Origin of the sequence: Streptomyces sp. NPDC058240 (assembly GCF_042882135.1) — a bacterium.
GTDB lineage: Bacteria > Actinomycetota > Actinomycetes > Streptomycetales > Streptomycetaceae > Streptomyces.
Genome location: NZ_JBHVWT010000001.1, coordinates 861,847 through 883,481, shown reverse-complemented (window position 1 = coordinate 883,481; position 21,635 = coordinate 861,847). Strand labels below are relative to the sequence as shown.

Sequence of the window (21,635 nt, the reverse complement as noted above, 5' to 3'; positions counted from 1 at the left end):
GTACAACGGACCGACCATGCTGTGTCAACCAAACGACTGCATGGTGCATTGAAGTGGTCCACTTGCAAGGATGGTGATCAGGTGGCCGAGACAGCCGCAGCTCTGCGGACGGTCGCGCACAATGTCCGGGCGGCCCGCACCCGCGCGGGCCTGTCCCTGGAGGAACTCGGCCGGCGCGCCCAGGTCAGCAAGGGGGCTCTGGTGGGGCTGGAGAAGGCCCAGGGCAACCCCAACCTGGCCACACTGGTCCGGCTGGCCGACACCCTCGGCATCTCGGTGTCCGCCCTGATGCAGGGGCCGCCCGAAGGCCGTGTCCGCGTCGTGGCCGCCGACGCCGTGGCGCCACTGTGGACCGGAGCGCGGGGCAGCGAGGCCCGGCTCATGCTGACGACCTCGGGCCCGGCCCCCGTCGAGCTCTGGCGCTGGCAGCTGCAACCGGACGAGGAGTACCCCAGCCATCCCCACCAGGCCGGAGTCGTGGAGACCATCAGCGTCACCTCCGGCCGGATGACCCTGGTCGTCGACGGCACCGAGCACGCCCTCGAAGCCGGACAGACCGCCACGTTCGACGGCGACACCTCACACGCCTACCGCGGCGCGGGCACCGAACCCTGCGACCTGATCATGACGGTCCACCTGCCGGCCGGCCCCGCCGTCACGGCCTGAGAGGCTGTCGGGTGACCTCCGATCGGGAAGCGTGCGTGCCAGACCGTGGCTGCCCGATTGGAAGTCACCCGACAGCCTCTGAGCCGACCTGCGCAACGAACGGTGTTCAGCGCGGGACCCAGTGGTCGGCGGTGCGCCCCGGTACCGCTTACGAGCGGCGGCAGTTGCGGGCGATCGAGGCGCTGCATCGGCTGCGGCACAAGGGCTTGGGTGGGTGACCGGGCCGGAGGGCACCTCCGCCGACCGGTGGGCGGGTGGCCCCGGCATACGATCCGCGCATGATCGAAGGCGAGTTGGTCAGGCTCCGCGCACTGCGGGCAGCGGACGCGGAGCACCATCTCCGGTGGCGCAACGACCCGGAGGTGGTGCACTGGGCCACGGGTGGCGACCCGTGCTTCGGACCGGTCACGGCGGAGGCCATCGGGCTCGCCTTCGAGACGATGCTGCGGCTGGTCCCGAGGGAGTCGGCCGTCCTCACGGTCGAGGACCTGGCCGACGGCACGGTCATCGGCATGGTGGACTACCGCGATCTGGACCCGTTCGCCGGGCGGGTCACCATCGGCATCACCATCGGTGAGCGGGACCGCTGGGGCCGCGGCCACGGATCCGACGCGCTGCGCCTGCTGGTGGGGCACCTGTTCGGGGCCTTCGGGCTGCACCGGATCGAGCTCGACACCTGGAGCGGCAACGAGCGGGCCGTCCGCGCCTTCGCCAAGGCGGGCTTCCGCGAGGAGGGCCGGCGCCGGGGTGCCGTGCTGGTGGCGGGCAGGCGGTACGACACCGTGCTGTTCGGGATGGTGCGTGAGGAGTGGCCGGGCGGGACGAGCTGACCGTCTGCCCGTCCGCCCGCCCCACCCGCACCGTCATCGCGTCAGGCCGGGAGGCCCAACTCGCGGGCGATCAGCATCCGCTGGACCTCGCTCGTGCCCTCGCCGATCTCCAGGATCTTGGAGTCGCGCCACATCCTGGCGACCGGGTACTCGTTCATGAAGCCGTAGCCGCCGTGGATCTGGGTCGCGTCGCGGGCGTTGTCCACCGCCACCGTCGAGGAGTACAGCTTGGCGATCGCCGCCTCCTTCTTGAACGGCTCGCCCGCCACCATGCGCGAGGCCGCGTCGCGCCAGCCGACCCGGGCCATGTGGGCCCGCGTCTCCATGTCCGCGATCTTGAACTGGATGGCCTGGTTGGCGCCGATCGGCCGGCCGAAGGCGTGGCGCTCCCCGGCGTACTTCACCGACTCGTCGACGCAGCCCTGGGCCAGGCCCGTGGACAGGGCGGAGATGGCGATCCGGCCCTCGTCCAGGATGCGCAGGAACTGGGCGTAGCCGCGGCCTTCCTCGCCCAGCAGGTTCGCCAGCGGGACGCGGACGTCGGAGAAGGACAGCTCGCGGGTGTCCGAGGCGTTCCAGCCGACCTTGGAGTACGGGGCGGCGACCGTGAAGCCGGGGGTGCCGGACGGCACGATGATCGAGGAGATGCGCGGGGCGCCGTTCTCCTTGCGGCCGGTCACCGCCGTCACCGTGACCAGTTCCGTGATGTCCGTGCCGGAGTTGGTGATGAAGCACTTGGAGCCGTTGATCACCCACTCGCCGGTGGCCTCGTCGCGCACCGCCGTCGTCCGGGTGCCGCCCGCGTCCGAGCCGCCGTCCGGCTCGGTCAGGCCGAAGGCGCCGAGCGCCTCGCCCGAGCAGAGCCTCGGCAGCCACTGCCGCTTCTGCTCCTCGGTGCCGAAGTGGTAGACCGGCATCGCGCCGAGCGAGACCCCGGCCTCCAGCGTGATCGCCACGGACGAGTCGACCCGGGCCAGCTCCTCCAGGGCGATCCCGAGGGCGAGATAGTCGCCGCCCATGCCGCCGTACTCCTCCGGGAACGGAAGCCCGAACAGGCCCATCCGCCCCATCTCCCGCACGATCTCGTACGGGAACTCGTGCCGTTCGTAGAAGTCGCCGATCTTCGGCGCGACGACGTCGTGCGCGAACTCCTCGACGGTGCGCCGCAGTTCCTCGTGTTCGGCGGTCAGCCGGTGGTCCAGGGGCATGGCAGGGGTCACTCCTTGTGGGACGGTGTCTATCGCACCGAGAGCGCGCGGACGGTACGGGACGGGCTGGGTCGGCCCAGTTGATCGGCGAGCCACACGCTGGTGGCGGTGAGCGCGTCGAGATCGACCCCGGTTTCGACACCGAGGCCCTGGAGCATCCACACGAGGTCCTCGGTGGCGAGATTTCCGGTCGCGCTCTTCGCGTACGGGCAGCCGCCGAGGCCGCCCGCGGAGGCGTCCACGGTGGTCACCCCGTGCTGGAGCGCGGCGAGGGTGTTGGACAGGGCCTGGCCGTACGTGTCGTGGAAGTGCACGCCGATGCTGTCGGTGGGCACGCCCTCCTCGTTCAGCTCCGAGAGCAGGGTCTGTACGTGGCCGGGCGTGGCGACGCCGATGGTGTCGCCCAGGGAGAGCTCGTCGCAGCCGAGGTCCATCAGCGCCTTGGCGACCCGGACGACCTGGTGGACGGGGACGGGCCCCTCCCACGGGTCGCCGAAGCACATCGACAGATAGCCGCGGACATGCACCCGGTCGGCCTTGGCGCGGGCGACGACCGGCTCGAACATGGCGAGCGACTCGTCGACGGTGCGGTTGAGATTGCGGGCGGCGAACGTCTCGGTCGCCGAGCCGAACACGGCGATCCGGCGGGCGCCGAGCGCCAGGGCCCGGTCCAGGCCGCGTTCGTTCGGTACGAGGACCGGCAGGGCGACGCCGTCGATGTCGGCCAGGCGGGGGAACAGGTCCTCGGCGTCGGCCAGTTGGGGAACCCACTTGGGGTGCACGAAGCTGGTCGCCTCGACGGTGGTCAGGCCCGAGGCGGCCAGCCGGTGGATGAACTCCGCCTTCACCCCGGTCGGTACGACGGTCTTCTCGTTCTGCAGCCCGTCGCGGGCACCGACCTCGTGGATGCGTACCCGGGCGGGCAGGTCCTGGGCCGGCACGGTCATGGGCAGGGTGCGGGACGTGGTCATGCTTCCTCCCCGGGCGCCTCGACGGGGGCCACCACGGCCAGGATCTGGTCCATCGCGACCGTGGCACCGGCGCTGACGTCCAGCTCGGTCACGGTCCCGGCGTGCGGGGCGGAGATGACGTGTTCCATCTTCATCGCCTCCACCACCAGCAGGCTCTGCCCGGCCACGACTTCGTCCCCGACCGCCACCTTCACCACGGTGACCGTCCCGGGCATGGGCGCGGCGAGCGTGTCCGCCCCGGACCGGCCCGCGCCGGCCAGGGACGCCTCCACCGGGTCGTGATCCTGTACGTGCCAGCTGTCGCCGTCCCGGCCGAGCCATCTGCCGTCCGGGGAGGCTGCATGGGTGAACGCGTGGGTGACACCGGCGAGTTCGAGGGTGAGGCGGTGCCCGGAGACCTCGACCAGCCTGGCCGTCTCCCTGCCGCCGGGCAGCGGGGCCAGCGGGCCGCAGGCCCCCGTCACGGGCTCCGGCGGCTGCGCGCCCTCCCCGACATGGCCGAACGTCAGCTCCGTACCGGCCGGGCAGGTACGCAGCGAGACCTGCACCGGGTCGTGGCCGGGCAGCCGGAAGTCGAGCACCGTGCGGGCCGGGGTACCGCCGAGCCGCCAGCCGCTCACCGCCGAGAACGGGTCGGCCCAGCCGGAGGCGTCGGTGGGGGCGCCGGTCCGGGCCCCGTCCGCACCGGCGGACCGCCGCAGCAGCGCCGCCGCCGCGTACACCTCCTCGGGCACCCCCTCCGGCACCAGCGTGTCCACCTCGCGTTCCACCAGGCCCGTGTCCAGATCGCCCGCCACCACCGCCGGGTGGGCGAGCAGCCGGCGCAGGAAACCGGCGTTGGTCGGGACGCCGAGGATCACCGTGTCCGCGAGCGCCGCCCGCAGCCGGCGCAGTGCGGTGGCGCGGTCGGGGCCGTACGCGATGACCTTCGACAGCATCGGGTCGTACAGGCTGCCGACCTCGCCGCCCTCGCCGAGCCCGGAGTCCGTCCGCACCCCGTTGCCCTGCGGCTCGTGCAGCGCGAGGACCGTGCCGCCGGAGGGCAGGAAGCCGCGTGCCGGGTCCTCGGCGCAGATCCGGGCCTCGATGGCATGGCCGGTGAGCGTGATGTCCCGCTGCTCGTACGGGAGTCGCTCGCCCGCCGCGACCCTCAGCTGCCACTCCACCAGGTCCAGGCCGGTGATCAGCTCGGTGACCGGGTGCTCGACCTGGAGGCGGGTGTTCATCTCCATGAAGAAGTACGAGGCGGGGTCGTTGCCCGGGACGATGAACTCCACCGTGCCCGCGCCCACATAGCCGCAGGAGCGGGCCGCCTGGACGGCCGCCTCGCCCATCGCGGCCCGGGTCTCCTCGTCGAGCAGGACCGAGGGCGCCTCCTCGATGATCTTCTGGTGGCGGCGCTGGAGCGAGCACTCGCGCTCGCCGAGGTGGACCACGTTGCCGTGGGCGTCCGCCAGCACCTGGATCTCGATGTGCCGGGGCCGGTCGATCCACCGCTCCACCAGCAACGTGTCGTCGCCGAACGAGGCCCGTGCCTCGCGCCGGGCGGCCGCGATCTCGTCCCCGAGCAGCGCCTCGTCGCGCACCAGCCGCATGCCCTTGCCGCCGCCGCCTGCCGAGGGCTTCAGCAGCACCGGCATCCCGATCTCGCGGGCCGCGTCGACCAGCCGGTCGTCGGTGAGCCCGCTCCCCGAGGAGCCGGGCACCACCGGAACCCCGGCCGCCGCGACCGTCTCCTTGGCCCGGATCTTGTCGCCCATCAGCGTGATGGCGGAGGCGGGCGGTCCGATGAAGGTCAGTCCCGCCTCGGCGCACGCCCGCGCGAAGCCCGCGTTCTCGGCGAGGAATCCGTATCCCGGGTGGACGGCCTGCGCGCCGGCGCGGCGGGCCGCGTCCAGCAGCGCGGGCACGCTGAGATAGCTCATGGCGGCGGGGGCGGGCCCGATCCGTACCGCCGTGTCGGCCTCCCGGACGTGCCTGGCGTCCGCGTCCGCGTCGCTGAAGACGGCGACCGAGCGGACGCCCAGCTCCCGCAGCGTGCGGATGACACGTACCGCGATCTCGCCGCGGTTGGCGACCAGAACGGTGTCGAACATCGTCATCTGTTCCTCACATCCGGAAGACGCCGAAGCCGGGCGCTGCGTAGTCCCTTTGGGAAAGTGGGGCGTTGGCGCACGCGGTCAGGGCCAGCCCCAGCACCTGCCGGGTCTCCAGCGGGTCGATCACGCCGTCGTCCCAGAGCCGGGCCGTGGCGTAGTAGGCATTGCCCTGGGTCTCGTACTGCTCGCGGATCGGGGCCTTGAAGGCCTCCTCGTCCGCCGTGCTCCAGTCGTCGCCCAGCTGGTCGCGCTTGACCGTCGCGAGGACGGACGCGGCCTGCTCGCCGCCCATGACGGAGATCTTCGCGTTGGGCCACATCCACAGGAAGCGGGGGGAGTAGGCCCGGCCGCACATGGAGTAGTTGCCCGCCCCGTACGAACCGCCGACCACCACGGTCAGCTTCGGGACGCGGGTGCAGGCGACCGCCGTCACCATCTTGGCGCCGTGCTTGGCGATGCCGCCGGCCTCGTAGTCCCGCCCCACCATGAAGCCCGAGATGTTCTGCAGGAAGACCAGCGGGATGCCGCGCTGGTCGCACAGCTCGATGAAGTGGGCGCCCTTCTGGGCCGACTCGGAGAACAGGATGCCGTTGTTGGCGACGATGCCGACCGGGTGGCCGTGGATGTGGGCGAAGCCGGTGATCAGCGTCGTCCCGTACTCGGCCTTGAACTCGGCGAACCGGGAGCCGTCGACGACCCGGGCGATCACCTCCCGTACGTCGTACGGCGTCCGCGAATCGACCGGTACGGCGCCGTACAGACCCGCGGGGTCGACCTTCGGCTCGTCGACGGGGCGCACGGACCACGGCAGCGCGCCCCGGTCCGGCAGGGTGGCCACGATGTTCCGCACGATCCGCAGCGCGTGCGCGTCGTCCTCGGCGAGATGGTCGGTCACCCCCGACGTACGGGAGTGCACCTCGCCACCGCCCAGCTCCTCGGCCGTCACGACCTCGCCGGTCGCGGCCTTCACCAGTGGGGGGCCGCCCAGGAAGATCGTGCCCTGGTTGCGGACGATCACGGCCTCGTCGCTCATCGCGGGGACGTACGCCCCGCCCGCCGTGCACGAACCCAGCACCGCCGCGATCTGCGGAATCCCGGCACCCGACATCCGGGCCTGGTTGTAGAAGATCCGCCCGAAGTGCTCCCGGTCCGGGAAGACCTCGTCCTGCATCGGCAGGAACGCACCGCCCGAGTCGACGAGATAGAGGCAGGGGAGACGATTCTCCAGCGCCACTTCCTGGGCGCGCAGGTGCTTCTTCACCGTCATCGGGTAGTACGTGCCGCCCTTGACGGTCGCGTCATTGGCGACGATCACGCACTCCCGGCCGCTGACCCGGCCGATCCCGGCGATCACCCCGGCCGCCGGGGCGGCGCCCCCGTACAGCCCCTCGGCCGCGAGCGGGGCCAGCTCCAGGAACGGGGACCCCGGATCGAGCAGGGTGTCCACCCGGTCCCTGGGCAGCAGCTTGCCGCGCGCCACATGCCGGGCGCGGGCCCTCTCACCCCCGCCGAGCCTGGCCGTGGCGAGCCGCTCACGCAGCTCTTCGGCGAGCGCGTGATGCGCCGCCTCGTTGGCCTTCCAGGCCTCGGAGGCGGGATCGGCCGCGCTCGCCAGCACCGGTGCCTGCTGCATCGTGTCGAGCCCCCTTGCCCGTACCGCAGTAGTTAGTGACCGTTAACGTCCGACTTCAGGTTAACGAGCGCTAACAGCCTTGTCCAGGGCGCTCGGCCGGTGCCCGCGGCGCTTTCGGCAGCCGTCCGCGGTGCTTTCGGCGGGTATCGGTCAAGTACGACCGGCCGGCGGGCGGCGGCCCGCGTGGACCGGCCGGAATAATGGCCCGCACCGCTCCCTGACCCGGAGCGGCGCCGGTCGCCGACCGGCGAAGGGCTTCGGGTGGGGGAAACGGCGGATGACGCAGCAGTCGCAGACGGTGCCGGGTGTGGACGGAGGGGCGGCCGGGGGAGTGGCCGGGAGGCCGCGCATCCTCGAAGTGGACGCCCTGCGCGGGTTCGCGCTCGCCGGGATCCTGGTCGTGAATCTCATGACGACCGCCGGACCTCCCGGCGCCAGGGAGGGGCTCGCGGGGGTGCACGCGGCGGACGGAGCGGTGGAATGGCTGGTCGTCCTTCTCGCGCAGTCGAAGTTCTACCTGCTCTTCTCCTTCCTCTTCGGATACAGCTTCACCCTCCAGATGGACTCGGCCGCCCGAGCCGGGGCGCGCTTCGTGCCCCGGATGTCACGGCGGCTGGCCGCGCTCTTCGTGCTCGGGTTCGCGCACGCGGTGCTGCTGTACACCGGCGACATCCTGATGATCTACGCCCTGCTCGGGCTGGTCCTGCTGGCCGTCCGGAACGCCGGGCCCGCCGCGGTCCGGCGGGCGGCGCTTTGGGTGTTCGGTGTGGCCGGCGGCCTCCTGCTGCTGATCGGGCTCGGGGCATCGCTGCTCGACCCCGGTGAGCTGGGCGAATCCGCCACGGTGAAGGCCGAGCTGACCGCCGCCTACCGGGGCGGATTCGCCGAGGTCGTCGGCGCCAACATCCGGGCACTGCCCGACATGCTCGCGGCCGTTCCGCTGATGGGCGGGTTCGTCGTCGCCGCCTTTCTCATGGGATTCGTGGCCGGTCGGCGGCAGTGGCTCGGCCCGGCCGCGCTCGCCGACCGGGCGCGGCTGCGCCGCATCTGCCTGACGGGTCTCGCGATCGGAGTTCCCGGGGCGGTCTTCTCCGCCGCGGGGCTCGTGGGGCCGCTGTCGGAGCGCTGGGTGCTGCTGGGCCTGGCGGTCGGTATGGTCGCGGCCCCGGCGCTCTCGGCCGCGTACGCCACCGGGCTGCTGCTGTGGTTCACCACGCCGCGCGGTGCCGCGACGGCCCGGGTCCTCGCGCCCGCCGGACGGATGGCGCTGACCAACTACCTGACCCAGTCCCTCGTCATGGCCCTCGTCTTCTCCGGGTACGGCCTCGGGCTGTACGGCCGCACGGGCGCCGCGGCGGCGGTCGGCGGGGGGCTCGTGCTGTACGCCGGCCAGCTCGCGCTCAGCGGGTGGCTGATGCGCCGGTACCGGCTCGGGCCGGTGGAGTGGCTGCTGCGCGCGGTGACGCTGTGGGCGCGGCCCCGTACCAGTTAACGTTCGCTAACCGGACTGTCTAGAATCGAATCCATGACCACGAGGACGGACGCCCCCACCCGCCGCGAGCAGATCCTCAAGGAGGCCGCCCGCCTCTTTGCCGAGCGCGGCTTCCACGGCGTCGGTGTCGACGAGATAGGTGCCGCCGTCGGCATCAGTGGCCCCGGGCTCTACCGGCACTTCCCCGGCAAGGACGCGATGCTCGCCGAGCTGCTGGTCGGCATCAGCGAGCGGCTGCTGGCGGGCGGGCAGCTGCGCGTGTCGGAGGACGCGGCCTGCGAGGACAGCTCCCCGCAGGCCCTGCTCGACGCGCTCATCGAGGGGCACATCGACTTCGCCCTCGACGACCGCCCCCTGATCACCCTCCACGACCGCGAACTGGACCGGCTGCGGGACGCCGACCGCAAGCGGGTCCGCCAGCTCCAGCGGCAGTACGTCGAGGTGTGGGTGGAGGTGGTCCGCGAGATGTACCCGGACCTGCCCGAGCACGAGGCCCGCGCCGCCGTCCACGCCGTCTTCGGCCTGCTGAACTCGACCCCGCACCTGGGCCGCCCCGGCGCGCAGCCGGACCGCGCGGACACGGCGGCACTGCTGCACCGGCTGGCGCGTGGGGCGTTCGAGGCGGCGGCCCGCGCGTAGGGCGTGCCGGCGGGTGTGTCCGCGATTTCCGCCCGGCCTTGACGCCCGGTCTTGAATATATGAATTGATGCGAAAGGGGTGAGGTGTCTCCTCATATTCCCTTTCCTTTTCCTCGACGAGCTCCGTCGGTCGCGGTGTCGCGAGGCCCCCAGGCTTATGGTTTGAGCTGTCCCGCCCACGCCTGATGGGGAATTTAAATGAAAACATGTCAGGTTTCGATCGTTGTCCCCTGTTTCAATGAGGACGAGGTCATCGAGGTATTCCACCGTGCGTTGATCTCCGTCCTCGAACCGACTCGGCGGACCTTCGAGATCTGTTATGTCGACGACGGCAGCAGCGACCGGACCAGGCTCCGGATCGGTTCGCTCGCCACTGCGGACCAACGGGTCCGCTATACCTCCTTCAGCCGTAATTTCGGCAAGGAGGCCGCCATGCTCGCGGGACTGCGCATGTCCCGCGGCGACGCCGTCGTCCTCATGGACGCCGACCTCCAGCACCCGCCCGAACTGCTGCCCCGCATGCTGGAGCTGCGGCAGCGCGGCTACGACCAGGTCGTCGCGCGGCGCGACCGTGCGGGAGAAGGCGCCCTGCGTACCTTTCTCAGCGCCCTCTACTACCGGGCCATGGGCCGGTGCATGGACGTCGAGGTCGTCGACGGCGAGGGCGACTTCAGGCTGCTGTCGCGCACCGCCGTGGACGCCGTGCTCGCGCTGCCCGAGACCAACCGGTTCTCCAAGGGGATCTTCTCCTGGATCGGCTTCGACACCGTCGGTTTCACCTACCGGAACATGCAGCGCGCGGCGGGAGATTCGAAGTGGGGCGGCAGACGCCTGCTCAACTACGGGATCGACGGACTGATCTCGTTCAACAGCCATCCGCTGCGCCTGGCCATCCACATCGGCCTCGCGCTCGCGCTGGCGGCACTGGGATACGCCGTGTGGACCATCGTCGGCGTCGTGCTCCACGGTGTCGTCGTACCCGGCTACACCACCCTGCTGACCGCCGTCGTGGCGCTCGGCGGAATCCAGCTCGCCACGCTCGGCGTCATCGGCGAATACGTGGGACGGATCTACTCCGAGTCGAAACGCCGCCCGCACTATCTGGTGCGGGAGACGGACGAATCTCCGCACGTCCTCCCGGTCGATATTCCGGCAGAGGTGCGTTCGGGCCCGTCCGCCCCCGGGAGCGGGAGACCGCCGGCGCGACGCACCGGGGCGACCGCTCTCGGGGCGTCGAGGAGGCGCACCGTACGCCAGTTCATCGAATTCGGGTTGATCGGAATCATCAATACGGCGGTATATCTGGCGGTATACGCCTCGTTGAATGTCTGGATTCCCTATCTGGCCGCACACGTCATCGGATACGCGGTCAGCGTCGTGGGATCATTCCTGCTCAACTCCTGCATCACCTGCCGCACGAAGCCGACCTGGCACGCCTTCGTCCGGTATCCCCTGTCGAGCGTCGTCAATCTCGTACTCACCGGAATTCTGCTCTACCTCGGCGTGAGCAGACTGGGCATGGACAAGAACATCGCCGCCGTGGCCGCGGGGATCCTCGCCACCCCCTTCTCGTTCCTGCTCGCCCGCTGGGCCATCGACTCCGGTGCCGCCCTCGCCCGGCAGGGCGGCGGCCCGGCCGAGAGCAGTACCGGACACACCACACCGTGAACCCACCACCTGAACTTCTTGGCGTACAAGACGCGAGCAGCGTACGAAGGGCACCAGTGCACATGACCACGGACACGTCGAAATCCACCGGCACACAGGCGGAGGGTGAGGAACCCCCCCGGCCGGAAGCCCGTCCGGGCCCCGCGCGGCGGTGGGCGGCGATCGGGACGTCGGGCCTTGCCCTGCTGCCGCTCGCCCTGCTCGGCGCGGCCTTCTGGATCGGCCGGCTGGTCCGCCCGGGAGGGGACGACTGGTGCTTCCTCCCGGTCGTACGGGACGAGGGCGCCTCCGGGATGATCGGGAAGTTCTTCCTCCACGACAACGGACGCATCGCCAACGCGCTGCTCGTCATCGGGTACGGATCCTTCGGCGTCCCGGGCCACCAATTGTTCGCCCTGGTCAGCGGGGTGCTCATGCTGGGCATCCTCTGGGCGCTGATCGCCTCCGCACTCAAGAGGGCCGGGCTGACCGCGCCACGCGGGCTGGCGCTGCTGGTGGGCGCGACGACGGCGGCGCTCTTCTTCTTCGCGACGCCCAACCCGTACAAGGCGTTCTACTGGCCCGCCTCCTCCGTCTCGCACACCGTCGCACCGGTGCTGGCCTGCGCCGCCGTGATCCCGCTGCTGCGCGCACGGACACGGCGGGGACGCGACTTCGCGCTGGGCGTCGGGTACCTGGCGGGGATCTTCATCGGCACCCTGTCGGAGGAGACGGCGATCGTCGCGTTCGTCGTGCTCGCCGCCGTCCTGCTGATGAGCTGGTGGGCCCTTCCCGGGGCCGGCCGGACCCGTACGCGCGTCTGGTGCGTGGTCGCCTTCGCCGGGGTCGCCGTCGGGACGGCCATCCTGTACCTGTCGCCCGGCGCACGCACCCGGCGTGGACGGTTCGGCGCCGACAGCGCCTCCATGTTCGGCCCGGAGGCGCTGACCACGGCGCTGCGGGCGTTCGGACACGTCCTGGGGACGATCTTCACGACCTGGCAGTACCTGGGAGCGGTCGCCGTCGGCGTGCTGCTGGGCCTGCTGGTGCGCGGAGGCGAGCGGGGAGCGGACGCGCCGGACGGGTCCCTGCGCCGCAGGCCCCTCCTCCTGGTTCTCGTCGGATTCCTCGCCTTCCTGGTCTCCGGCTACCTCTGCGTCGTCGTCGCCTACCCCGCCTTCGGGGCGAGCGTGGGGACCGCGTCGCGCATCTGGGGCGACTTCCTCCTGTTGTACGTGCTGCTCCTGGTCGGCGTCGGCGCCCTGTTGGGACGGGCGTTGCGGGCCCGCAGGTGGGGGATCCGCGCGGCGACGGCGGCGGCCGCCGGAGTCGTGTGCGCCGCGACCTGCGTCGGCCTCGCCGTCCCGCTGCTCCGGCTGGAACGGCAGATGGACGTGCGCGCCCAGCGGTGGGACCGGCAGGACCGCTCGCTGAGGGACGGGGCGGCGCGCGGCGCCCAGGTGCTCCCGTACACGCCGGTATCGGTCAGCGGGATGCTGGAGCCGTTCGGCAACCACGGCCGGCGGGCGTGGCCGGCGCAGTGCGTCGCCCAGTACTACCACCTGAAGAAGGTCACGCACTCGACCCGGCTGCCCTGACCGGCGGGCCGGGCCGATCGGTCAGTCGTGCAAGACACCCGGCACACTGCGCACACCTGACGGCACAATGGGTTCATGCCGATACCCAGCCGCGCCGCCCTCGTCGAACACCTCGTCCGCACGCGTATAGCCGGAGACGTCGCCACACCGCGCGACAACAACCTCTCCCACTACCGCAAGCTCGCCAACGGTGACCGCCACTACTGGCTGGGTCTGGAGCTCGGCGACCGGTGGCGCGACGAGCAGGACGTGCTGGCGGTGATGGCCGAGCGCTGCGGGGTCAGCGACGACCCGGAGCACCGGTTCGGGCAGGACACCATCGACCCGGAGCTGACGGTCGACGCCCTGGAGCGGATGGCGGCGCGGCTGCGGAAGGCGGCGGCGGGATCGGAGCGGGTGCTGTTCGCGACCGGGCACCCGGGCGGGCTCCTCGATGTGCACCGGCAGACCGCGGACGCGCTGCGGGCCGCCGGATGCGAGATCGTACGGATCCCCTCGGGGCTGATCGCCGACGAGGGCATGGTGTTCCAGTTCGCGGACGTCGCGGTGCAGGAGCGCGGCGCGACCCTCTGGCACACCCACTCGCCCGCCCCGATGGCCGCCATCCTGGACGGCCTGGAGCGCGAGGGCCGCCCGCTGCCGGACCTGGTCGTCGCCGACCACGGCTGGGCGGGGTGCGCGGCGCAGCGCGGGCTGGACGCGGTGGGGTACGCGGACTGCAACGACCCGGCGCTCTTCCTCGGCGAGGCGGAGGGGACGCTCCAGGTGGCCGTCCCGCTGGACGACCATGTGCTGGACCCGCGGTTCTACGACCCGATGACGGAGTACCTGCTGGACGCGGCGGGGCTGATCCAGGACTGATCCAGAGCGGATCCAGGACTGATCCAAGGCCGATCCCGGCCGTACGGCCCGGTCAGACCGGGCCGGAACCGGTACCGGGCCCGCGCAGCCGCTGCCTCAGGCCCGGGGTCGGGTCCAGGTACACCCGGCGGATCGACGGATAGCGCTCCCGAAGCTGCTCCTCCGCCTCCTCGCACGCCCACTCGATCTGCTCGGCGGTCGAGGCGTCCCGGAAGTCGATCTTCGCGGCGATCAGGATCTCGGCCGGCCCCTGGATGAGCGTGGTGAGTTCCAGTACCTCGATGATGTGCGGGACGGAGAGCAGTTCCTCGCGGATGCCGGCGCGCATCGGCTTCGGCACCGGACGGCCGATCAGCAGCTGGGCGTTGGACCGGCCCAGCACCCAGGCGACGTACACCAGCAGCAGACCGATCAGGATCGACGCGATGCCGTCCCAGACCCCGGAACCGGTCAGCTGGCCGCCGAGCAGTCCGCCCGCGGCGAGCAGCAGACCCGCCAGCGCCGCCGAGTCCTCCATCACCACGGCCTTGACCGCGGTGTCGGGGGTGTGGCGGAAGTAGTGCCCGACCGGTGCCCGCAGCCGCGCGGCCTCGCCGCGGACCTGCCGGATCCCGGTCCGCAGCGAGTAGCCCTCCAGCAGGAAGGCCACCGCGAGCACGATGTACGAGACGAGCGGATTGCCGAGCTCCTCGCCCGCCGCGAGGGTGTGGATGCCGTCGTAGACGGAGAAGACCGCGCCGCCGACGAACGTGGCCACGGAGGCGAGCATCGCCCAGATGTAGCGCTCGGGGCCGTAGCCCAGCGGGTGTTCCTCGTCCGCGGGCTTCTCGCTGCGTTTCAGCGCGGTGAGCAGCAGCAGCTCGGTGACCGTGTCGGCGACCGAGTGCGCCGCCTCGGAGAGCATCGCGCTGGACCCGCTGATCAGCCCGGCGACGGCCTTCGCCACCGCGATGCCGAGATTCGCGGCCGCCGCGACGACGACCGTGAACAGGGACTCCCCACCGCCGGTTTTCTCGTCGCTCATGGTGGGGAGTATGTCCGAATCGGTGAGCCGTGGCCCGTCGGCGCGGGGCGCGTCAGTCCCGGGGGACGCGGACCACGCCCTCCTGGATGACGGTGATCGCCAGTCGGCCGTCCTGCGTGTAGATCCGGGCCTGACCCAGCCCGCGCCCGCCGGAGGCGGACGGCGACTCCTGGTCGTACAGCAGCCATTCGTCGGCCCGGAACGGCCGGTGGAACCACATCGCGTGGTCCAGGCTCGCGCCGACCACGTCGCCGACCGCCCAGCCCCCGCGCCCGTGGGCGAGGAGCACCGAGTCGAGCAGCGTCATGTCGGAGACGTACGTCGCCATGCAGACATGGAGCAGCGGATCGTCCGCGAGCTTGCCGTTGGTGCGGAACCACACCTGGGAGCGGGGTTCGCGCGGTTCGCCGACGCTGCCGAAGGGCGGGGCGTCCACGTAGCGCAGGTCGACCGCGGCCCGCGCCTCGATCAGCCGGTCCACGACCCCCGGCTCGCTGAAGCGGTCCGCGTACCGGGGCAGCAGCTGCGCCGCCGTGGGCAGCGTCTCCGGGTTCGGGGCGGGCGGCATGGCCGCCTGGTGCTCCAGGCCCTCCTCGTACGTCTGGAACGAGGCCGAGAGATGGAAGATCGGCTGGCCGTGCTGGACCGCGACAACCCGGCGGGTGGTGAAGGAGCGGCCGTCGCGGATGCGGTCGACGCTGTAGACGATCGGCGCGCCCGGGTCGCCCATCCGCAGGAAGTAGGAATGCAGGGAGTGGGCGGTCCGGGCGGCGGGGACGGTGCGGCCCGCGGCGACCAGGGCCTGGGCCGCGACCTGGCCGCCGAAGACACGGGGCACGACCGCCGAACGGCTCGTACCCCGGAAGATGTCCCGCTCGATCTGCTCCAGGTCGAGCAGATCGAGCAGGGAGTCGAGTGCAGCGCTCATGGAACGAACGTAGCCGCTCTCACAGGCCCATGGACTTGGCGATGATCGACTTCATGACCTCGCTGGTGCCGCCGTAGATGCGGTTGACCCGGTTGTCCGCGTACAGGCGGGCGATCGGGTACTCGTTCATGTAGCCGTAGCCGCCGTGCAGCTGGAGGCAGCGGTCGATGACGCGGTGCGCGACCTCGGTGCAGAACAGCTTCGCGGAGGCGGCCTCGGCGGCGGTCAGCTCACCGGCGTCGTGGGCCTCGATGGCGCGGTCGCAGACGGCTTCGGCGGCGTCCACCTCGGCCTGGCAGGCGGCCAGTTCGAACTTGGTGTTCTGGAAGGACGCGACGGTCTTGCCGAAGACGGTGCGCTCGGAAACGTACTGCTGGGCGAACCGGACGGCCGCCTTGGCCTGGGCGTACGCGCCGACGGCGATGCCGAGGCGCTCCTGCGGGAGGTTCTGGCCGAGGTAGGAGAAGCCCTTGTTCTCCTCGCCGAGGAGGTCCTCGACCGGCACCTTGACGTCGACGAAGGCCAGCTCGGCGGTGTCGGAGGTGCGCAGGCCCAGCTTGTCGAGCTTGCGGCCGACCGAGTAGCCCTCGGCCTTGGTGTCGACGACGAGCAGCGAGATGCCGTGCCGGCGGTCGTCCGCCCTGGGGGCGTCGGTGCGGGCGCAGACGATGACCCGGTCGGCGTGGACGCCACCGGTGATGAACGTCTTGGCGCCGTTGAGGATGTAGTGCGTGCCGTCCTCGGAGAGCTTGGCGGTGGTCTTCATGCCGGCCAGGTCGGAACCGGTGCCCGGCTCGGTCATGGCGATGGCGTACATCGACTTGCCGGTGACGAAGTCCGGCAGCCAGCGCTTCTTCTGCTCCTCGGTGGCGTACGCCTTGAGGTACGGCAGGCAGAGCAGCACATGCACGCCGGAGCCGCCGAAGTTGACCGCCGCGCGGGCGCACTCCTCGGAGATGATCGCCTCGAACTTGAAGGACTCGACCCCGGCGCCGCCGAACTCCTCCGGCACCTCGATGCCGAATATGCCCAGCTCGGCGAGCTTGTAGTAGAAGTCGCGGGGCACCTGGCCGGCCGCGAACCACTCGTCGTAGACGGGGGCGACCTCGGCCTCGATGAAGGCGCGGATGGTCTCCCGGAACGCCTCGTGGTCCTCGTTGAATACCGTACGGCGCACGGGGTGCCTCCTTGGTCAGCTTCGGGCGAGCTTCGGCCAGCCTGGCTAAGCGCTTGCTCAGATATGTTTAGAAGTTACCCGGGGGTCACCGAGGCTGTCCAGGGTGATGCGCAGCACGCCCACGCGGGCCGTACGGCCGCGGACACGCGGAAAGCCCTCCCCGGCCACCGGCCGGGAAGGGCTTCTGGTGCACTCCTTGCCGCCTACTGGGGCTTGAAGGAGCGGATCTGGTAGTTCCCCTGGAGGTTGCCGCCCTGTCCGGCGGGCGTGGAACCGACCCGGGAGTTGTAGTTGGTCTGGGTGTAGTACTGCACCTTGTGCCCGGTCGCGTTCCACACGGAGCGGACATTCTGGCCCCGCTGGATGAAGGAGCAGTCGTCGGCGGTATTCGCCCGCTTCTTGTCCGACCACTGGCAGCGGGTGCCACCTCCGTTCCAGTCGCTGTAGATACAGAAATATCCGGGGCTGCAGCTGTAGGAAGCCCTGGCGCTTTCGACGGCGGCGTTCTCGGCCGCCGCGACGGCGACGGGCCCGGCGCCGAGCCCCAGGGCCAAGGCGATCGAGGTGACGGTGAGCGCACTGATGCGATGCATGGCGGAAACCTCTTCTCCTGACGGTGATCAAGGCTCTGCCCCTGATCACCGGCAGCCTGGCACGGCTGTGACCTGCGCAGACAGGCGCGGATGCGGGGCGCTCGAAGCCCGCTTCGAAGGTCACGGTGCTCCTGTGCGCACCGGCGCGAACGCCCTGCCCGGCATGATCGGCGACGGGCGCCCCGCGCCCTCCCGGACCGCGCGTCGTAGGGTGAGCTCCTCCGGAGGTGGATCATGTTCGAGGGCCTACGCACCGTGATGGTTTTCGCGGCGGACCCCGAGGCTTCCGCGCGGTGGTACGGGGAGCTGCTCGGCGTCCCGGTGCGGGTCGATGTCGGTGACACGGGCGCCGTCTACGCTTGGGTCGTGACCGGCGGCGTCGAGCTCGGCTTCCACCCCGTCGACGACGCGCGCAACCCGAGGGGCGGCAGCCCGGTCGTGTACTGGAGCGTGGCCGACGTGGCCGCGGTCCGGGCGCGGCTGCTGGCCGCCGGCTGCGAGCACCACCGAGGCCCCCTGGTGATCGAGCCGGGCCGCCGCATCGCGCAGCTCCGCGACCCGTTCGGCACGATCATCGGCATCGACGGTCCGTAGGGCGTGCCCGGCCGATCGCGGCCGGGTCGCTGGTGTCGTCCAGCCCGGCCTGCGGGAGTTCCTGGACATCGCGAGCCCCGGGCCGGCGGAAGAGGTGACCGCACGCCGTACGCACCCGGGGCGCGCCCCGGCGACCACCCGGGGAGAGCCTGACCGGCCCCGCCCCGACATCGGGGGCGGGCGCCGGCGCTTCCCCGCACCCCGGCGCGCGGTGTGAGCCGGTCGGCTGCCGCCAGTACCTGGGTGGCGCGTGCGTGACGTGCCGTATCGAAATGATCAGCTGTTCAGTCCCCTCAGGCCGGTCCAGAGCGGTATGTTCCGGGAGGCCAGGGCCTCACCCGGCACGCTGATGTCCGTGCCGACGATTGGTCTGACCGCGAGGATGCGAGAGGAGGACAGTGTGCTGCTGAGATTCCGCGCGGCGAACGTACGCTCCCTGCGCGAGGAGCAGGAGCTGTCCTTCGTCGTCCCGTACTTCCCCTGATCGGCATCTTCGGAGCCAATGCTTCGGGCACAAGTCGAATGTGCTGGCCGCCCTGACCGATATGCGCGGACCAGCAGGTGGAGAGCCCTTCGGGACCCTTCTGAGGCACCGCTCACCGCTGCCGCAGCGCGAACCACAGCTCCGTCCGTACGTCCATGTCGTCCAGGTCCGTGTCCAGCAGGGCCGCGCAGCGGGCGATGCGCTGACGGACCGTGTTGCGGTGGATCCGCAGGGCCGTGGCCGTGCGGTCCCAGCTGCCGTGGAGGCTCAGCCAGCAGCGCAGGGTCTCGGTCAGTGGCTCGGTGAGCGGGGCGAGGAGCGCACGGGCGTGGGCCTCGGCCCGGTCGGCGGGGACCAGGGCGGCCAGGCCGGTTCCGGTGTCGGTGTGGTGGTGGGCCAGCGGGGTGCGGGTCGCGACGGCGCGGCCCAGGGCGCGGGCGGCCTGGTCGTCGGCGAGGTCGAGCGCGGTGATGGGGGCGGGGGCGGACGCGCCGAGGGTCCAGCCCGGCTGCGGGGTGATCCGGTCGGCGCCGGGGATCAGTACCCGTACGGCGTCGCCGCCCCGGCCCGCGTCGACCAGGGCCGAACCGAGGGCGGCGCCCAGTGCCCCGGTGGTGAGCGGGTCCACCGGGCCGTCGCCGCTGCGGCGCGCGTGCACCACCGTCCACTGCTCGGCGCCACCGAGCAGCGGTGCGACGTCCTGCGGGTCCGCGCCCAGCAGCATCCGTACCAGGGCGGCCGACCGGCCCGCGGCGTCGGCGCCCTGATGCGGGGCGGCCAGCAGCGAGAGCAGCACGACCGCGACCCCGGCGATGGTGTGGTCGCCCGCCTCGCGCCGGTCCGTCGCCAGCGCCAGGACGAGCCCCTGCCCGCCGCCCAGCGCGTACGCGGACAGATGGGTGTCCCGCAGCGTGTCGGTGGCGGACGTCGGGGCGGGGCGCGCCCCGGCGGCGACCACCCGGGTGAGCCTGGCCAGCGCCGCCCCGACGTCGGGGGCGGCCCGGCGGCCCGCGGCGTGCAGTTCCTCGCCGTCCGCGGCGAGCAGCGCCGCCCGGCCCTCCAGCTGGGCCGCCAGCTGGTGCAGCACCGCCGGAACCGGGTCCGGCCGGGCCGCCGCCGTGGCCAGGGCCTGCTGGGCGCGCGTCACCCGGCGCAGCTCGCGGTGCCGGGCCTCGGCCATCAGCCGCCACACCGCACGGGCGATAGCCGTGAACGGGGTCTCGGGCGGCACCTCCAGCAGCGGCAGGCCGTGCCGGTCGCACGCCTCGATCAGCTCCCGCGGCACCGTGTCGAACACCGGCGTCACCCCGAAGCCGAGCGCCGCCGCCCCCGCCTTCACCAGCCGGGCCACGAACGCGTCCGGGTCCTTCAGCAGCACCCCGGCGCTCAGCAGCAGCTCACCGCCGAGCAGATACGGGTACGGGTCGGCCATCTCCGAGGTGTGCACCCACAGCAGATCCGCCTCGGCCGGACCCGCGATACGGCGAAGTCCCAGCTCTTCGTGGGCGAGCAGCTCGCCGAGCGGGATCGGGGGAGTGGGCGGCGGGGTCGGCCCGCCCGAGGCTTCCGGCATGGACGGTCCATCCATCAGAGACTTCAATTATGGATGAAACATACTCTTCAGCGTCGCTTGCGAGCCACCTACCGTCTTCTTCACGTAAGGCATGTGCACTTGTGACCGAAACGGAGGAAGCCCATGGCTGTCGACTACGCGGTGATCATCATTTATCTGGCCGGCATGCTCGCCATGGGCTGGTGGGGCATGCGCCGCGCCAAGTCCAAGAGCGAGTTCCTGGTGGCGGGCCGCAGGCTCGGCCCCGGGATGTACTCCGGCACCATGGCCGCCATCGTCCTCGGCGGTGCCTCCACCATCGGCGGCGTCGGCCTCGGTTACCAGTACGGACTCTCCGGCGCCTGGATGGTCCTCACCATCGGCCTCGGACTGCTCGCCCTGTCCGTCTTCTTCTCCGCGCGGATCGCCCGGCTGAAGGTCTACACCGTCTCCGAGATGCTCGACCTGCGCTACGGCGGCCGGGCCGGGATCATCTCCGGCGTCGTGATGTGGGCGTACACGCTGATGCTCGCGGTCACCTCGACCATCGCGTACGCCACCATCTTCGACGTCCTCTTCGACTTGAACCGGACCGTCGCGATCATTCTCGGCGGCGCCATCGTCGTCGCGTACTCCACGCTCGGCGGTATGTGGTCGATCACGCTCACCGACATGGTGCAGTTCGTCGTCAAGACCATCGGTGTGCTGCTGCTCCTGCTGCCCATCGCGGTGATCAAGGCGGGCGGCTTCAGCGAGATGAAGGCGAAGCTGCCCACCGAGTACTTCGACCCGCTCGGCATCGGCGGCGAGACGATCTTCACCTATGTGCTGATCTACACCTTCGGCATGCTGATCGGCCAGGACATCTGGCAGCGGGTGTTCACCGCCCGCAGCGACAAGGTCGCCCGCATCGGCGGCACCGTCGCCGGTACCTACTGCCTCGTCTACGCCATCGCCGGCGCCGTCATCGGCACTGCCGCGAAGGTCATGTACCCGACGCTGCCCAGCGCCGACTCCGCGTTCGCGACCATAGTCAAGGACGAGCTGCCCATCGGCGTGCGCGGGCTGGTGCTGGCCGCCGCGTTGGCCGCCGTGATGTCCACCTCCTCCGGCGCGCTGATCGCCTGTGCCACCGTCGCCAACAACGACATCTGGTCCCGGTTGCGGGGCGCGGTGTCCCGGGGCGGCGGGGGCGAGGAGCACGACGAGGTGAAGGGCAACCGCGTCTTCATCCTCGTCATGGGCGTCGCCGTCATCGTGATCGCCATCGCGCTCAACAACGTCGTCGAGGCCCTGACCGTCGCGTACAACCTGCTCGTCGGCGGCCTGCTGGTGCCGATCCTCGGCGGTCTGCTGTGGCGCCGGGGCACCGCGGCGGGCGCGCTGGCCGCGGTGTCGGTCGGCGGCATCGCGGTGATCGGCCTGATGGCGGCGTACGGAATCCTCGCCAACGAACCGGTCTACTACGGTCTGCTGGCCTCGCTCGCGGTGTATGTGATCGTTTCCCTGGCGACGAAGCCGACCGACGCGGCCGTACTGGCTGCCTGGCGCGAGCGGCTCGCGGGGCGGGGCACGGACGCGGAGGAGCCGGCGAGCGAACCGGTCACCGCGTAACTGCCCCCAAGCCCTCAAGCGCGGGG

The 21,635-nt window shown here is 71.4% G+C and carries 19 protein-coding genes; 10 read left to right on the top strand and 9 right to left on the bottom strand.

Features of this window, described 5'->3' with window-relative positions; translation table 11 throughout:
* The first annotated feature begins 81 nt into the window (after positions 1–81).
* On the top strand, positions 82–666 hold the full coding sequence (locus tag ACFVX4_RS03925; RefSeq protein WP_389971624.1) for a helix-turn-helix domain-containing protein: 585 nt from the start codon (positions 82–84) through the stop codon (positions 664–666).
* A gap of 278 nt (positions 667–944) precedes the next feature.
* Positions 945–1,496: a GNAT family N-acetyltransferase gene (locus ACFVX4_RS03920; protein ID WP_389971622.1), complete on the top strand. Its 552-nt coding sequence runs from the start codon at positions 945–947 to the stop codon at positions 1,494–1,496.
* A 41-nt stretch (positions 1,497–1,537) separates the two neighbouring features.
* Here the strand turns inward: ACFVX4_RS03920 and ACFVX4_RS03915 are convergent, their stop codons facing one another.
* From ACFVX4_RS03915 to ACFVX4_RS03900, 4 genes are read right to left on the bottom strand one after another with little or no spacing between them, the layout of a single operon-like run.
* The gene (locus tag ACFVX4_RS03915) at positions 1,538–2,704 is read right to left on the bottom strand and encodes an acyl-CoA dehydrogenase family protein (RefSeq protein ID WP_389971620.1); all 1,167 of its coding nucleotides are present in this window, start codon (positions 2,702–2,704) and stop codon (positions 1,538–1,540) included.
* A 29-nt stretch (positions 2,705–2,733) separates the two neighbouring features.
* Positions 2,734–3,675 carry a hydroxymethylglutaryl-CoA lyase gene (locus ACFVX4_RS03910; protein WP_389971618.1) on the bottom strand — a complete coding sequence of 314 codons (942 nt, stop codon included), beginning with the start codon at positions 3,673–3,675 and terminating at the stop codon, positions 2,734–2,736.
* Positions 3,672–5,777 carry an acetyl-CoA carboxylase biotin carboxylase subunit gene (locus tag ACFVX4_RS03905; RefSeq protein WP_389971616.1) on the bottom strand — a complete coding sequence of 702 codons (2,106 nt, stop codon included), beginning with the start codon at positions 5,775–5,777 and terminating at the stop codon, positions 3,672–3,674. The genes ACFVX4_RS03910 and ACFVX4_RS03905 overlap by 4 nt, the downstream gene beginning before the upstream one ends.
* A gap of 7 nt (positions 5,778–5,784) precedes the next feature.
* Positions 5,785–7,407 (bottom strand): carboxyl transferase domain-containing protein, encoded by a 1,623-nt coding sequence (locus ACFVX4_RS03900; protein WP_389971614.1) that lies wholly within the window; start codon positions 7,405–7,407, stop codon positions 5,785–5,787.
* A 277-nt stretch (positions 7,408–7,684) separates the two neighbouring features.
* Between ACFVX4_RS03900 and ACFVX4_RS03895 the strand changes: the two genes are divergently transcribed.
* The 5 genes from ACFVX4_RS03895 to ACFVX4_RS03875 all read left to right on the top strand — a co-directional run bounded on the left by ACFVX4_RS03895 (position 7,685) and on the right by ACFVX4_RS03875 (position 13,643).
* Positions 7,685–8,899, top strand: a complete 1,215-nt coding sequence (locus ACFVX4_RS03895) for a DUF418 domain-containing protein (protein ID WP_389971612.1) — start codon at positions 7,685–7,687, stop codon at positions 8,897–8,899.
* Positions 8,900–8,932: 33 nt separating this feature from the next.
* Positions 8,933–9,538 (top strand): TetR/AcrR family transcriptional regulator, encoded by a 606-nt coding sequence (locus ACFVX4_RS03890; RefSeq protein WP_389971610.1) that lies wholly within the window; start codon positions 8,933–8,935, stop codon positions 9,536–9,538.
* A 197-nt stretch (positions 9,539–9,735) separates the two neighbouring features.
* Positions 9,736–11,205 carry a glycosyltransferase gene (locus tag ACFVX4_RS03885; RefSeq protein ID WP_389971608.1) on the top strand — a complete coding sequence of 490 codons (1,470 nt, stop codon included), beginning with the start codon at positions 9,736–9,738 and terminating at the stop codon, positions 11,203–11,205.
* Between the two features lie 62 nt (positions 11,206–11,267).
* Complete coding sequence (locus tag ACFVX4_RS03880) at positions 11,268–12,782, top strand: DUF6056 family protein (protein WP_389971606.1); 1,515 nt, start codon at positions 11,268–11,270, stop codon at positions 12,780–12,782.
* 75 nt (positions 12,783–12,857) lie between these two features.
* Positions 12,858–13,643 carry a phosphatase gene (locus ACFVX4_RS03875; protein WP_266418916.1) on the top strand — a complete coding sequence of 262 codons (786 nt, stop codon included), beginning with the start codon at positions 12,858–12,860 and terminating at the stop codon, positions 13,641–13,643.
* A gap of 52 nt (positions 13,644–13,695) precedes the next feature.
* Here ACFVX4_RS03875 and ACFVX4_RS03870 read toward each other — a convergent pair whose 3' ends face one another.
* The 4 genes from ACFVX4_RS03870 to ACFVX4_RS03855 all read right to left on the bottom strand — a co-directional run bounded on the left by ACFVX4_RS03870 (position 13,696) and on the right by ACFVX4_RS03855 (position 17,365).
* Entirely contained in the window at positions 13,696–14,667 is a 972-nt protein-coding gene (locus tag ACFVX4_RS03870) for a cation diffusion facilitator family transporter (RefSeq protein ID WP_389971604.1), read from the bottom strand.
* A gap of 52 nt (positions 14,668–14,719) precedes the next feature.
* On the bottom strand, positions 14,720–15,595 hold the full coding sequence (locus tag ACFVX4_RS03865; protein ID WP_389971602.1) for an acyl-CoA thioesterase: 876 nt from the start codon (positions 15,593–15,595) through the stop codon (positions 14,720–14,722).
* A 19-nt stretch (positions 15,596–15,614) separates the two neighbouring features.
* On the bottom strand, positions 15,615–16,772 hold the full coding sequence (locus tag ACFVX4_RS03860; protein ID WP_389971600.1) for an acyl-CoA dehydrogenase family protein: 1,158 nt from the start codon (positions 16,770–16,772) through the stop codon (positions 15,615–15,617).
* Between the two features lie 203 nt (positions 16,773–16,975).
* Positions 16,976–17,365: a peptidase inhibitor family I36 protein gene (locus ACFVX4_RS03855; RefSeq protein WP_389971598.1), complete on the bottom strand. Its 390-nt coding sequence runs from the start codon at positions 17,363–17,365 to the stop codon at positions 16,976–16,978.
* Between the two features lie 234 nt (positions 17,366–17,599).
* On the opposite strand from ACFVX4_RS03855, the gene ACFVX4_RS03850 reads away from it, so the two are divergent.
* Together ACFVX4_RS03850 and ACFVX4_RS03845 are read left to right on the top strand one after the other, a co-directional pair.
* On the top strand, positions 17,600–17,959 hold the full coding sequence (locus ACFVX4_RS03850) for a VOC family protein (protein ID WP_389971596.1): 360 nt from the start codon (positions 17,600–17,602) through the stop codon (positions 17,957–17,959).
* Positions 17,960–18,314: 355 nt separating this feature from the next.
* Positions 18,315–18,443, top strand: coding sequence for a hypothetical protein (locus tag ACFVX4_RS03845; RefSeq protein ID WP_389971594.1), 129 nt, complete (start codon positions 18,315–18,317; stop codon positions 18,441–18,443).
* A 112-nt stretch (positions 18,444–18,555) separates the two neighbouring features.
* On the opposite strand, the gene ACFVX4_RS03840 is transcribed toward ACFVX4_RS03845, so the two are convergent.
* Positions 18,556–20,031 (bottom strand): PucR family transcriptional regulator ligand-binding domain-containing protein, encoded by a 1,476-nt coding sequence (locus ACFVX4_RS03840; RefSeq protein ID WP_389971592.1) that lies wholly within the window; start codon positions 20,029–20,031, stop codon positions 18,556–18,558.
* 108 nt (positions 20,032–20,139) lie between these two features.
* Here ACFVX4_RS03840 and ACFVX4_RS03835 point away from each other — a divergent pair, with 108 nt between their 5' ends.
* Entirely contained in the window at positions 20,140–21,609 is a 1,470-nt protein-coding gene (locus ACFVX4_RS03835) for a sodium:solute symporter (protein WP_389971590.1), read from the top strand.
* Positions 21,610–21,635 lie beyond the last annotated feature (26 nt).